The sequence below is a fragment of the Capnocytophaga canis genome (assembly GCF_043187445.1).
Classification (GTDB): domain Bacteria; phylum Bacteroidota; class Bacteroidia; order Flavobacteriales; family Flavobacteriaceae; genus Capnocytophaga; species Capnocytophaga canis.
Map to the genome: position 1 here is coordinate 1,846,153 of NZ_CP171121.1, position 14,560 is coordinate 1,860,712.

General features: G+C 37.7%; 9 protein-coding genes. 6 read left to right on the top strand and 3 right to left on the bottom strand.

The window, feature by feature from the left end; translation table 11 throughout:
* Positions 1 to 33 precede the first annotated feature (33 nt).
* The 3 genes from ruvA to ACF3OB_RS07890 all read right to left on the bottom strand — a co-directional run bounded on the left by ruvA (position 34) and on the right by ACF3OB_RS07890 (position 5,789).
* Positions 34 to 618 carry a Holliday junction branch migration protein RuvA gene (gene ruvA / locus ACF3OB_RS07880; protein ID WP_042009097.1) on the bottom strand — a complete coding sequence of 195 codons (585 nt, stop codon included), beginning with the start codon at positions 616 to 618 and terminating at the stop codon, positions 34 to 36.
* Positions 619 to 876: 258 nt separating this feature from the next.
* On the bottom strand, positions 877 to 2,670 hold the full coding sequence (locus tag ACF3OB_RS07885; RefSeq protein ID WP_119652750.1) for a RagB/SusD family nutrient uptake outer membrane protein: 1,794 nt from the start codon (positions 2,668 to 2,670) through the stop codon (positions 877 to 879).
* Positions 2,671 to 2,696: 26 nt separating this feature from the next.
* Positions 2,697 to 5,789 (bottom strand): TonB-dependent receptor, encoded by a 3,093-nt coding sequence (locus ACF3OB_RS07890; RefSeq protein ID WP_172913888.1) that lies wholly within the window; start codon positions 5,787 to 5,789, stop codon positions 2,697 to 2,699.
* A 475-nt stretch (positions 5,790 to 6,264) separates the two neighbouring features.
* Here ACF3OB_RS07890 and ACF3OB_RS07895 point away from each other — a divergent pair, with 475 nt between their 5' ends.
* From ACF3OB_RS07895 to ACF3OB_RS07920, 6 genes are read left to right on the top strand one after another with little or no spacing between them, the layout of a single operon-like run.
* On the top strand, positions 6,265 to 7,557 hold the full coding sequence (locus ACF3OB_RS07895; RefSeq protein WP_392447362.1) for a c-type cytochrome: 1,293 nt from the start codon (positions 6,265 to 6,267) through the stop codon (positions 7,555 to 7,557).
* Between the two features lie 49 nt (positions 7,558 to 7,606).
* Entirely contained in the window at positions 7,607 to 10,675 is a 3,069-nt protein-coding gene (locus ACF3OB_RS07900; RefSeq protein ID WP_172913886.1) for a TAT-variant-translocated molybdopterin oxidoreductase, read from the top strand.
* A gap of 37 nt (positions 10,676 to 10,712) precedes the next feature.
* Positions 10,713 to 12,107 (top strand): NrfD/PsrC family molybdoenzyme membrane anchor subunit, encoded by a 1,395-nt coding sequence (nrfD, locus tag ACF3OB_RS07905; RefSeq protein ID WP_042008345.1) that lies wholly within the window; start codon positions 10,713 to 10,715, stop codon positions 12,105 to 12,107.
* A gap of 5 nt (positions 12,108 to 12,112) precedes the next feature.
* Positions 12,113 to 12,637: a DUF3341 domain-containing protein gene (locus ACF3OB_RS07910; protein WP_042008348.1), complete on the top strand. Its 525-nt coding sequence runs from the start codon at positions 12,113 to 12,115 to the stop codon at positions 12,635 to 12,637.
* Positions 12,638 to 12,642: 5 nt separating this feature from the next.
* On the top strand, positions 12,643 to 13,200 hold the full coding sequence (locus tag ACF3OB_RS07915; protein WP_042008350.1) for a c-type cytochrome: 558 nt from the start codon (positions 12,643 to 12,645) through the stop codon (positions 13,198 to 13,200).
* Positions 13,201 to 13,226: 26 nt separating this feature from the next.
* Positions 13,227 to 14,498, top strand: a complete 1,272-nt coding sequence (locus ACF3OB_RS07920; protein WP_095911942.1) for a quinol:cytochrome C oxidoreductase — start codon at positions 13,227 to 13,229, stop codon at positions 14,496 to 14,498.
* Positions 14,499 to 14,560 lie beyond the last annotated feature (62 nt).

Here is a 14,560-nt window from a genome sequence, read left to right on the forward strand (position 1 = left end):
AAGTAGTTAGATTTGAAATAGTTCACGCTGAAGTTATAAACTTTTCAGAGCTATTTTGATAATTTGTTCAACACTAAGTTCTTCCGAATCTGATTTGATAATTTTATCTACTACTTTTTCGGCTTGTTTACGCACAAATCCTAATACTTCTAAAGCTGCTAAAGCTTCCTCTTTGTTTGTATTTGATTGTGTAAGAGCTACTTCTTCAATATTTTGCACTTTCATCATCTTTTCTCGTAAATCCAAAATAATACGTTGTGCAGTTTTTGCTCCTATACCTTTAACACTCTGAATACTAGCAACATCTCCATTGACAATAGCTCCGCGAACTTGAGCAGCTGTCAATGATGATAGCATCATCCGAGCTGTACTCGCTCCAACACCTGATACGGAAAGCAACAGTACGAATATCTCACGCTCAGCACGGGTGAGAAATCCGTAAAGTGTATGAGAGTCTTCCTTGATTTGTAGATGAGTGTAAATTTTTATGGAATCAGCTTCAGGTAGAGCTGCAAAAGTATTTAAGGTGATGTTCACGAAATACCCCACACCGTTGCAGTCAACAACCACGTGAGTAGGGTTTTTCTCAATCAATTTTCCTTGTAACTGAGTAATCATGTTTATTTAGCGTTCAAAAAAGGGAAATTTTTGGCTAAAATAGAAAATATATTTCAATTACAAGGTAAATAATACATTTTTAAGGTTTGCTTAAGGGAGTTTTAACAGAGCGTATTAAGATTTATAATCATGTAATTCAAGTATTGTTATCACTGCTTTTATAAAAAACGTCAGGAAGCTACTTTTACATTTTACTATCATGTTAAAATGTTTCACGTAACTTCCTGACGACTGACTTTTTATCAGATTATTCAATTATTAATATCCTTCATTTTGTTTCATCAGAGGATTTTTGTCAATTACAGTTGCTGGTATAGGCATGTACATTAATCGTGGCGTCCATGTTTTTTTAGCACCAGGATTTCCTACCACATCTCGTATTTGTCCTTTCATTACAACACTTGCCGCTTGGCTTCCTTTATACCCTCCATTGCGTTTGTCATCTTCATAAAGACGAATGTCAAAGAAACGGAATCCTTCTCCTGCAAGTTCTATTCTTCGTTCAGAACGGATAAAATCAAGAGCTTCCGTTTTTGATAGGGTCTCTGGAACATTAGGCATACCAGCACGTTTACGCAACTTATTGAGTTCTGTTGTAACAGTAGCATCATAACCAGCGTTCTGCGTACGAGATTCAGCGTAAATAAGCAACATCTCAGCTAAACGCATCATTGGAAAATCGACTCCTGTTACGAAATACCCTCCTCCGTAAGCAGAAATTACATCATCGGCACCAGTCATTTTTCGGAAAGCAAATCCGCTTCGACCGTAGTTTACTATGTCTGGAATATATTCTTGATATTGATCAGGAAGAAATCTATTTACCGCTGAGAAAGGAAATATAATAGAAGCATATAGGCGACTATCTCTATTCTTATATTGTAACATATAATCTCTCGAAGGTAAATCGTTTACGATACTATGAACTGCTTCACTGTACGTTTTTTTAGGCATATTCGGTTTTATGGAATTTATTTCTGCTTTTAGTTCATTGTATTTAGTAATACGTTCGTCCATTGTTGGTAACGTAGGTTGTGTTTTTCCATCGGTCGTCCAATAAGCATCTACAAGCTCTTGAATAGGCACTATGGTTGCCCATGCTTGTTTATTAACCAAATTAGGGGTCAATAAAGCTGTTACGCGTAGCCAAGTTCCTTCTTGTTCATTAGCTATAAGCTCTTGAGCAATGATAGTTTCCGGACTATTGTCTGCTTTCCAGATGTTTTGATAGTTAAAAATTCCTTTTATAAAGGTTTCTTCACTAACTCCGTATGCAGAAAAGTCAATGAATTTTTTAAAGTATTCACCGTCTTTTTTCATATCTTCCGATAGTGAAGCTACTTCATGGAGTCTATATCCACCATTGTCAATTACATATCGAGCCGCTACTTCTGCTTGGTCATATTTCCCAAAATAGTACGCCATACGTGCTTTAATGGCATAAGCTACAGCTTTATTAAAAGTACCTTTATCATTTGAAACAGGTAAAACTTCAATTGCTTCATCCAACTCTTTGAGAACCCATTCTCTGATTTGAGTTGAAGATGTACGTGCTATCCCCTCAGGAAAGTCGTTAGTCAAGTTTGGAACGAAAGGAACGTCTCCAAAATAAAGAGTCAAACCTCCGTAGAGCCAAGCACGCATCACCCGAGCTTCATTTTTATATTTTGAGCGTATTGACTCAGAAACTTTTTGAAAGTCATCAATTTTTTCAATTACTTGATTACAAGCACGTATTCCGTTATAAAACCATCCGTACCCATAATTTTGTGCTGTAGTAAGCGTATTCGCTTGTACAGAAGCACCATTACTGTCCCAAGAATTACGTGAATATCCATTGTCAGCATATCCATCCAAGAATATAGCTGAATATCCGTTTAAAGACATGCCTCCTTTGTACCCGTATATAGAATTTCGAAACCCTACTAATAGTGTTTCATCTATTTTTGAAGGGTCTAATGAACCTTGAGGTGTTTTTTCAAAAAACTCATCCGAGCATCCTACGGCTATAAAGGTTGTAGTCAGTAGAATTATTTTTAATATATTTTTCATATTGTTGTATTTTAAAAGTGAATGAATTAGAAAGATAACGACAAACCAGCTGTATAGCTTTTTAAAGCAACACTGTAGCCTCGTCCACTCGCTACTTCAGGGTCAAAATCTTTCATACGTTTATCCCCTCTGATTGTAAAAGGATTGTCGGTAGAAAAGAATATACGTAAACTTGTAAATCCGATTTGTTTTACCCACTCATCTGGCATAGAGTAGCTAAGCGTAATGTTTTTAATTCTGAAATAGGAAGCATCAAACAACCAAAAAGAAGATCTATGGTTATTATATTTGTAGCGTTGGTCCGCAGGAGTGAATAGTTTAGGATAAATAGCTCCTTGGTTATCGGTCGTCCAGTTGTCCAACTGCCATTGACGAGGTACTGAATTATCGAAAAATGCCTGTGATGCTTCTTCACTCAAATATACCATAACATCTGTTACTCCTTGACCTAGTACGGACAAACCGAAATTTTTATAATTCAAGTCTAAATTAAAACCATACGTAAATTTAGGAACGTCATTCGCTACGATCGTTCGGTCATCGTCGTTAATAACGTTATTACCATCAGCATCTATAAATTTTATCATACCTGCTTCAGGAACTTGTTTTCCATATGGAATTACCTTACCATCAGCTATGTCCTGAGTTGAGTATAATCCATCCGCTTGTAACATATAGAAATCTCCAACAGAGCCTCCTTTTCTGAAAATCCAATTGCCACTTGGTGGGAGTTGAGTAACCTTATCTCCTAAATCTTCTATCGTATTTTTGTTGTGAGTGGCGTTGAAAGCTAAATTATATGAGAAGTCTCCTATTTGGTTTGCGTGTGAAACAAGAAGCTCTATACCTTTGTTTCGTACTTTTCCTACGTTTCGAGCAGGAATCTGAGAAGAAGATAGACCTGTTTCAGTTGCAATATCATTCGCATGAACAAGAATTCCATCAGTTAAGCGGTCGTAATAATCAACATTTATTCCCAATAATCCTTTTGCGATGGAAAGGTCAAGTCCAAGGTTCGTCGTTGTTGTGGTCTCCCAAGTTAGATTTTTATTTCCAATACGTCCTTCTGTAAGTATGGTACTACTAACACCTCCTATTACGATGGTATTGTTAGAGTTATAGGTTGAATACGTGTCGTAAAGACCAATATTTTTGATATTACCATTTTTACCCCAAGAAGCTCTCCACTTAAGACCATCAATCCAAGTAAGATCCTTCATAAAATCTTCTTGTTCCATTCTCCAACCAGCTGAGAATGAAGGGAAATATCCCCATCTTCCTTCTTTGGCAAAACGAGAAGAAGCATCGGCACGGAAGTTTGCTTCAAACAAATATTTTTGATTGTAAGTGTATCCAAATCTTCCAAAATATGAATTTATATTTTCTTCCAAATAAAACGGTCCACCTTCTCCATTTGTAGGTAGTTGGTCGCTTTCTTTGATAGATCCTCCTGAGAAATCATTCATGTCGTCACTGGCAAAATTTTTACGTCTTACGTACAATTTTTTATATTGATACATATCAGCGTGTGTACCCGCTATCAGCGTAATAGAATGTAAATCATTAAAAGTTTGATCATAATTTAGCCAAGCATCGTAGTTAAATTTCTCAGAATAATTCCAATCCAGATTCATCTGGTTTTCAGCTCTTGGAGTTGCAGGGATAATTCCCGAAGAAGGATTTAAGAAACTTGGAACACCTTTTCTTCTATTAGAAAAAGAAAAACCTCTGTAATCATCGTAGTTATATCCAAATTGGTTAGTTATTTTTAGATTTTTGAAAGGGCGTAGTTCTATCCCCACAGAACCTAAAAAACGTTTCGTTGTTGAGTTTCCTCGGCCATTTTCAGCCCAAGAACGTAATGGGTTTGCATTAATTTCTTCCCCTGTAGCTTGTCGCCCGTTTCTTACTGAACCCCATTCTCCGTTCGAATGTTTTGCCACTTGCGTAGGTGGTACACGGAGAGATTCAACTAAATTAGATCCCCCACCTTCTCTGTTATATTTGCTGTAAATTAAGTTTACATTAGACGTTAATGTTAACCATGGCTTTAACTCTGCAGATGTTTTACTATTGATATTGTATCGATTAGTTGCTGTACCTGGACTCATATCTTCGTCACGTAAGAAACCTGTTCCGAATACATATTTGAATTTATCACTTCCTCCCGAAAATTGAAGATTGTGTTTAGTCAAGAAAGTTTGTTTTCTGAGTATTAAATCGAACCAATTGGTATTTGGATATCTATCAGGATCTGAACCGTCTCGATACTTTTGGATCATCTCATCAGTAAAGGTTAAATTATTTTCTGCTACGCCTGTGTTTCTCTCAGCTGTTCGATACATTTCTGCGTACTGTGCTGAATTAACCATATTTGGCAAATAGGTAGGCATTTGAATACCACTCGAACCGTCGTATGAGATTTGTAGAACCCCTGATTTTGCTGACTTCGTAGTAACAAGCACCACTCCAAAAGCAGCTTTTGCACCATAAATAGCTGCCGAAGAAGCATCTTTTAAGAATGAAACATTTTCGATACTGTTGGGATCAAGGGTGTTAAAAAAAGAAGCACTTACTTCTATCCCGTCTACTATATACAGAGGATCAGAATTTCCTATATTCCCACGTCCTCGAATGTTCAAAGAAGTTCCTCCAGGACGAGAGATAATCGTAACCCCAGGAACAGTTCCTTGTAGTGTTTTAGCGATGTTGGATGAAGGACGAGTAGTCATCTTTTTAACATCAACAGAGGCAACGGCTCCCGTTAGGTTTACTTTCTTCTGAGTTCCGTAGCCCACTACAACTACGTCGTCTAATTGTTCAGCTTCTTCTTCAAGCAAAACATTGATAATCAATGTTTTACCCCCCCCTGTAACTTTTTTACTCTGCGTATGGAAGCCCATAAAGCTGAACTCAAGTACATCGCCTTCTTGGGCTTGAATTTCATAATTTCCATCGAAATCAGAACTCACCCCTCGGGTTGTCCCCTTTACTAAAACATTTGCACCTGGTAGTGGCGCGTTGTTCTGGTCGGTAATTTTACCGGTTACCTTTACTTGTGCTAACAAAGGCGAAGTCAAAAACGCTAGCACAAATAGCATTAATACGTGTTTATACATTTCTTTTATGTGTTGGTTTTACCCCACAAAAGTATATAAAACTCGAAACAAAACAAAAGTTTAAATGTTAATTTTTTTGATTTTATTTTATTTAATTCATATATAGTTGTTTAAAAATATACTTCCCGTTTTTTTCTTATAGCCAAATTTAATTATCTCAATACAAATATGATTAATATCATTTCTTAGCTTATAGAAATAGAAAGAAAACACATTTTGTTAATCTTAAAAAAAAATAAAATCATCTTTAAAAAAATCTTTGTTCAAATATTTTGTTAAAGAAATAACAGTTTTTAAAGTGATTTGTTTCTTTAAAAACTTTCTCAAAGAAATGTAGTTTATTTAGAATTTATATAAATTGAAATGAAACAGAATAACTTTTTTTTGTATTTTAAGAATATGTTATACTTTTGTGTCTTGAATCAATAAATGTTTAGAGTTCAACTATCGAAATATTAGATAATATATTTTTAATATGAAAAAGGTTAAAAACCATAACTTGTTTGGTGTCAGTGTTTTCTCTATTTTACTGACATTCATGTTTTCAACTTCGGCTTTTGCACAGGGCGATCCAGCCAAAGGAGAGGCTTTGTTTAAGGCAAACTGTATGGCTTGTCACCAGTTGGATAAGCGTACTATTGGACCGGCCTTGGGTGGAGTTACTGAAAGGAGAACCACTGAATGGCTTCATGCGTGGATCAAAAATAGTGAAAAATTGATTGCCTCAGGAGACGCTGATGCTAAAGCTATTTTTGAGGAATTCAATCAAGTGCCCATGGCACCCTATGAAGACATTTTATCAGAGCAAGATATAAATGACATCTTAGCGTATACAGCTAATCCGCCAGTAGTGGAAGAGGTAGAAGAGGAGGTGTTTGTTCCTGTGGAACGCCCTGAGGTTGTTGCCGAAAGATCGCTCATCTACTTTATCACTATTGTTGGTATACTTGCAATTATTGTTGCGTTGATTGTTATTTTGTCGGTGTTAAATATGGCTTCCAAAGTTATTGCTGAAGGAAACATTACAACGGAAGAGTTTTCAAAACGTAAAGAAGGTTTCTTGGTTAGAGCATTTGCCGAAAATCCGTTCTTTGTACTGACTACGGTAACAATTTTGTTGTTCGGTTCAACCTATGCAATGTATGGATACTTTATGCAAGTAGATGTTAACCAAGGATATGAACCTATTCAACCGATTCACTTCTCTCACAAAATTCACGCAGGAGATAACCAAATTGATTGTAAGTTGTGTCACTCTGCAGCGCGTGTGTCAAAAACAGCGGGTATACCATCTTTAAATGTGTGTATGAACTGTCATGAAACCATTTCAGAATATAAGGGTGAGCCAGATATGGTTAATGGTTATACACGTGAATTCTATTCTAACGAGATTAAAAAATTGTATGACGCAGTAGGCTGGGATGCTCAGAACTTCAAATATACAGGAGAGACGAAGCCAGTACGTTGGGTACGTGTTCATAATCTACCTGATTTCGCTTACTTTAACCACTCGCAACACGTAACGGTAGCAGGATTGGATTGTCAGCAATGTCACGGAAAAGTGGAAGAAATGGAAATTTTACATCAACACGCTCCATTAACGATGGGTTGGTGTGTGGATTGCCACAGAAAAACGGAAGTCAACACCGATAATGGATATTATGAAAACTATAAAGAAGTTCACGCGGAATTGGCTAAAAAACTTAATGTAGAAAAACTTACTATCGCTCAGTTGGGTGGTTTGGAATGTGGTAAGTGTCACTACTAATTTTCGATTTATTATTTTTAAAGAGTTAAATTTCAGAATATAACTAACTATGGCATCAAACAAAAAATACTGGAAAAGTGTAGAAGAACTTAATGAGAATTCAGTCATAGATACACTGAAACAGAATGAGTTTGTCGAAGAAATCCCAGTAGATGAGTTTTTAGGAGATAAGGCTACCTTAGAGTCCTCATCCACAACCCGTCGTGATTTCTTGAAATATGTAGGTTTCACTACGGCAGCCGCTACTTTAGCAGCTTGTGAAGGGCCTGTTCACAAAGCAGTTCCTTATGTTGTGTTACCCGAACAAATTCGTCCAGGAGTAGCTGACTACTATGCTACGGCAATTGCTGACGGATATGATTTCGCAAGTGTACTTGTGAAAACCCGTGAAGGAAGACCTATTTTAATTGAACATAATAAAGAAGCAAACTCCCATTGTGAGGCAAATGCTCGTGTGATTGCTTCGGTATTGAGCCTGTATGACAATCTCCGTGTAAAAAATCCGATTGCAAAAGGAGGTTCAGCTATATCTTGGAATGATTTAGATGCAGAGGCTATGAAAGCCTTGGAGAAAGCAGCACAAGAGGAGAAGCAAATTGTCGTATTCAGTCATACTTTAGCAAGTCCTTCAACCTATAAGTTAATTGAGAATCTCAAAGAAAAATATCCTACCGTGAAATTGGTGGAGTATGATGCCATTTCAGAAGAAGCTACTCTAAACGCATTTCAAAAAAAATATGGAGTTCGTGCAATGGCGGACTATGACTTTACAAAAGCAGATGTAATCGTTTCTTTTGGTGCTGACTTTATTGCTGATTGGCAGGGAGGTGGCTTTGAGGGAGCGTATGCCCAAAAGCGTATCCCAAAAAATGGGAAAATGTCAAGACACATTCAGTTTGAGTCAAATATGACTTTAACAGGAGCGAATGCTGACAAACGAGTACCTTTGACTCCTTCACAACAAAAAGTTGCATTAGCGAAATTCTATGGTTATTTAACTGGGATTTCTGTATCAGGAAATTTAGATGCTAAAGTAGAAGAGCAGGTTAAAAAGGCTGCTGAACAAGTGAAAAGAGCTGGAACAAGAGCCGTAGTAGTTTCAGGTATTCAAGACGAAAATGCTCAATTGCTAGTATTGGATATTAACGAAAGATTACAAAGCGTAGCTTTCAACACAAAGAACCCTATCAACGTTCGCAAGGGAAGTCTTGTGGCTTTGAAAGAATTGATAGCTGATATGAACAGTGGAAAAGTAGGGGTTCTGATTATCAATAATTTAAATCCATTATACACTTTACCTAACGCATCAGAGTTTGAAACAGCTCTACAAAAGGTAGCTTTTTCAGTGTCTTTTTCAATGAAAGCAGATGAAACGGCAATTAAAACAAATTATATAGCTGCAGCACCTCACTATCTCGAGTCTTGGGGAGATGTTGAATTCAAAAAAGGATACTATGGTTTAACACAACCAACAATCCGCCCTCTGTTTGACACACGTCAATTACAAGATGCATTGTTAAAATGGTCTGGATCAGACAAAACATACTACGATTTTATTAAAGAAAATTGGACAGCTTCCATTTTGGGTGAAGCTAAATGGAACAAAGCTTTACATGATGGAGTATTTGTTTCAGCTAAAGAAGAATTAGCAGTAAGTAATGAGGTTTCTGTGAATGAAGCACTTAACTCGTTGGCAAAAACTTCGACCAATGGGTTTGAATTGACTTTGTACTCAAAAATAGGAATTGGAGATGGACAACAAGCTAATAACCCTTGGTTGCAAGAGTTGCCAGATCCAATCACCAGAACCACATGGGATAATTATTTGACCATGTCGTCATACGATGCTAAGGAATTGGGAATCAAAAACTGGCATGTAGCTACTGGAGCATTAGACGGAAACTACGCGGAGATTACTGTAAATGGAATTACGCTGAAGGTTCCTGTACTTATTCAACCAGGACAAGCGAGAGGTTCTGTTGGTTTAGCATTTGGCTACGGGAAAAAAGAAGCTATGAAAAAAGAGATGCAAGTGGGAGTTAATGCTTACCCACTGTATCAGAACTTCGATAATGTACAAAGTGTAACCATCAAAAATATTGGAGGGACGCATGAATTTGCTTGTGTTCAGTTGCACAATACCCTTATGGGACGTGGGGATGTTTTGAAGGAAACTACTTTAGAAGAGTTTAACACGAAAGATGCGAAAGAGTGGAATGTAAAACCAGTGGTGTCATTAGATCACAAAGAGGTATTAGCTTCCAGCGTTTCTCTTTGGGAAACTTTCGATCGTTCCTCAGGGCATCATTTCAATTTGTCAATCGACCTAAATGCTTGCACGGGGTGCGGGGCATGTGTCATTGCCTGTCATGCCGAAAATAACGTTCCTGTGGTTGGAAAGGAAGAAATGAGACGTTCGCGGGATATGCACTGGTTGCGTATCGACCGATATTATTCTTCGGCAGATACCTTCAAAGGTGATTTAGAGACTAAAGCGGGAATTGAGGGATTGAGTGCTGCACTTTCTACTTACGGAGAGATGGAAGACCCAGCTGAAAATCCGCAAGTAGCGTTCCAACCCGTTATGTGTCAGCATTGTAATAACGCTCCATGTGAAACGGTATGTCCAGTAGCTGCAACCTCACACGGTCGTCAAGGACAAAATCACATGGCATATAATCGTTGTGTGGGAACACGTTACTGTGCTAACAACTGTCCTTATAAAGTACGACGTTTCAACTGGTTCTTATACAACAATAACGATGAGTTCGACTTCAACATGAATAATGATTTGGGTAAAATGGTATTGAATCCAGATGTAACGGTTCGTTCACGTGGGGTTATGGAAAAATGTTCATTCTGTATCCAACAGACTCAGGCTGTTATCTTGAAAGCTAAAAATGAGGGTCGTGCAGTTCGTGAAGGAGAGTTCAATAACGCTTGTGCTTGTTCAGCAGCTTGTGGAACAGGAGCTATGGTGTTTGGTGATATCAACGAGAAAAATAGCGAAATCGCTAAATTGATAACCGACGACAGAGCGTATCATTTGTTGGAACACATCGGGACACGTCCGAATGTGGTGTACCAAGTGAAAGTAAGAAATACGAACGAAGCATAAAAATAATTTAATAACTAAGAAATAATATAATAAGGATATGGCGTCGCATTATGAAGCACCTATACGAAAACCCTTAGTAACAGGCGATAAATCGTATCACGATGTTACGGTAGATATCGCCCGTCCAGTAGAGGGTAAAGCGAACAGGTTATGGTGGATTGTATTTTCCATTTCATTAGTAGCTTTCCTTTGGGGGTTGGGAAGTATGATTTATACAGTATCAGTAGGTATTGGTACTTGGGGATTAAATAAAACAATCGGTTGGGCTTGGGATATTACCAACTTCGTTTGGTGGGTTGGTATAGGACACGCAGGAACCTTGATTTCTGCTGTGTTGTTGCTTTTCCGCCAAAAATGGAGAATGGCTGTAAACCGCTCAGCCGAAGCAATGACTATTTTCTCTGTAGTTCAGGCGGGACTCTTTCCAATTATTCACATGGGAAGACCTTGGTTGGCATACTGGGTAATGCCAATTCCAAACCAGTTTGGGTCGCTATGGGTAAACTTTAACTCTCCCCTTTTGTGGGACGTATTCGCGATTTCTACCTATCTTTCGGTATCGTTGGTATTCTGGTGGACAGGTCTGCTTCCTGATTTTGCCATGTTGCGTGACCGTGCCGTAAAACCTTTCCAGAAAAAGATTTACAGTTTAGTAAGTTTTGGTTGGAGTGGACGTGCTAAGGATTGGCAACGTTTTGAAGAGGTTTCTCTTGTTTTGGCAGGTTTGGCAACTCCGTTGGTACTTTCCGTACACACCATCGTATCGTTTGACTTTGCTACCTCGGTAATTCCAGGTTGGCATACTACTATCTTCCCGCCTTACTTCGTTGCTGGGGCAATCTTTTCAGGTTTTGCGATGGTAAATACGCTTTTGATTATCATGCGTAAAGTATGTAATTTTGAAGATTACATCACCATTCAACATATTGAATTGATGAACATCGTAATTATGATTACAGGTTCTATCGTAGGATGTGCATACATCACGGAGTTATTCGTAGCGTGGTACTCAGGTGTAGAGTATGAGCAATACGCTTTCTTGAACCGTGCTACAGGACCTTACGCTTGGGCTTACTGGTTGATGATGGGATGTAACGTATTTTCTCCACAATTCATGTGGTTCAAAAAATTGAGAAGAAGCATTATGTTCTCGTTCATCATTTCGCTTGTGGTAAACGTAGGAATGTGGTTTGAGCGTTTCGTGATTATAGTAACATCTTTGCATAGAGATTATTTGCCTTCATCTTGGACAATGTTCTCACCTACCTTCGTTGATATTGGAATTTATATCGGAACTATTGGATTCTTCTTCGTGTTGTTCTTGTTGTATGCACGAACATTCCCAGTGATTGCACAGGCTGAGGTAAAATCAATCTTGAAATCATCTGGCGAGAAATATAAAAAACTAAGAGATAACGACCCTAATCATTAATCATCATGAGTAAGAAAGTAGTACAAGCATTATATAATGATGATGATATTTTAATGGCAGCTGTAAAAACAGTTCGTTCTAAAAATCATCAGATTTCGGAAATATATACTCCATTTCCTGTTCACGGATTGGACAAAGCCATGGGGTTAGCACCTACGCGATTAGCGATAGCTTCGTTCATTTACGGCTGTATAGGGTTAACTGTAGCTACCTTGATGGTTAATTATATCATGATCGAAGATTGGCCACAAGATATTGGAGGAAAACCAAGTATGACATTTTTACAAAATATGCCTTCTTTTGTTCCTGTCATGTTTGAGATGACGGTATTTTTTGCAGCTCACTTGATGGTAATTACTTTCTTTTTGCGAAGTAAATTATGGCCATTTAAAGAAGCAGAAAACCCTGATGTAAGAACTACTGACGACCATTTTTTGATGGAAATCGCAGTAACTGAAAACAATGTAAGTGAAGTAACAACTCTATTGAAGGAAACAGGAGCTGTTGAAATTAAAATAGCAGAAAAATAGGAGATATGAAAAATATAGTTAAAATAGCTTTATTCAGCAGTGTATCTTTACTTTTAGTATCTTGCTTTAACAAACGCGAGCCGAACTATCAATTTATGCCGAATATGTATGAAAGTGTTGGATATGAGACTTATCAACAATCACCGGCATTTAAGGACAGTATGCAAGCTCAACTACCTGTAGCAGGTACCATCAAAAGAGGATGGCAACCGTATGAGTACGCGGACACACCAGCGGATTTGTTACTTGCAAAAGAAGAACTGAAAAGCCCATTAGTAGCTGATACAGAAAACCTTGAACAAGGTAAGTTTTTGTATGACATCTATTGTGCTGTTTGCCATGGTGAGAAAGGTGACGGAAAAGGAATTTTGGTTGAAAGAGGTAAATTTGGAGGAGTGCCAAGTTATGCCGATAAGAATCGTGTTATTACACCAGGCGGAACGTATCACGTCATTTATTATGGGCTGAATGCTATGGGTTCGTATGCCTCACAAATCAATGAAAAAGAACGTTGGCAAGTGGCGTTGTACGTAGAAAAACTACGTGATGAGTTAGTAAAATAATTTCCTAAAAGAAAGATATTTAGATTATGTATACATTTTCAAATAAATTAAGACTTACAGCAATTGTCCTTATCATCATTGGGATTATTGGAATTGGAGTTGGATTTTTCACAGCGCCCAAAACTGTAGAAGACGTTAAAACCATGGAACAAGCTCATCATTCTGACGCTCACGATGATGCTCACCACGATGATGCTCATTATGAACATGTGTTACATCAATTGCAGAACAAGCCTTGGGCTGCGGTTTATGTGGCGGCCTTGTTTTTCATGTTGATTTCTTTGGGAGTATTGGCTTTCTATGCAATCAATCGTGTGGCACAAGCAGGTTGGTCACCTGTGCTTTTTAGAGTCATGGAAGGAATCACAGCATACTTATTTCCTGGAGTGGTTATTGTTTTTACCTTATTGGTACTTTCAGGGATGCATTTCAACCATCTTTTTATATGGATGGATGAAACAGTGGTGGCTCACGATGCTCTTTTACAAGGTAAACAAGGCTATTTGAACGTGCCTTTCTTCTTGGGGAGAGCCGCGTTTTATATGTTAGGTTGGGTAGGCTACCGTTATATTTCGAGACGTTTGTCGATAGCTGAGGACACAGCAACCACTAATCGTCCTTTTGTTAGAAATTTCAAATGGGCAGCTGGATTCTTGGTGTTTTTCTTGGTTACCGAATCGATGATGTCTTGGGATTGGATTATGAGTGTTGATCCGCACTGGTTCAGTACTTTGTTCGGATGGTATGTGTTTGCAAGTTTCTTTGTATCAGGGATTACAGTCATCGCAATGATTACAATCTATTTGAAAAGTCGTGGTTTTTTACCTTATGTGAATAGTAGTCATCTGCATGATTTGACTAAGTTTATGTTCGGTTTGTCAATTTTTTGGACATACTTGTGGTTTTCTCAGTTTCTATTACTTTGGTATTCCAACATTCCAGAAGAGGTGACTTATTATGTTTCAAGAATTAGAGATTATAAAGTGTTATTCTTTGGAATGTTACTGTTGAATTTCATTTTGCCTTTGTTGGTGTTAGTTAATACAGATTACAAACGTATCAGCAAATTGGTTTTCGCTATGGGAATTGTAATTTTGGTAGGACACTACGTTGATTTTTACGTAATGATTATGCCGGCTACTGTTGGAGATCAATGGAGCATTGGAATTACTGAGATTTCCGCTGTATTATTCTTTTTAGGGTTGTTTATCTTTGTGGTGTTCACTGCATTATCCAAGTATCCGTTGTTGCCAAAAGGCAATCCGTTTATTGAAGAAAGCAAGCATTATCACTATTAGGATTCATAGTTACATTTTTAATATTTACTCAAGAAGCTATCCGAAATAAGATTTGGGTAGCT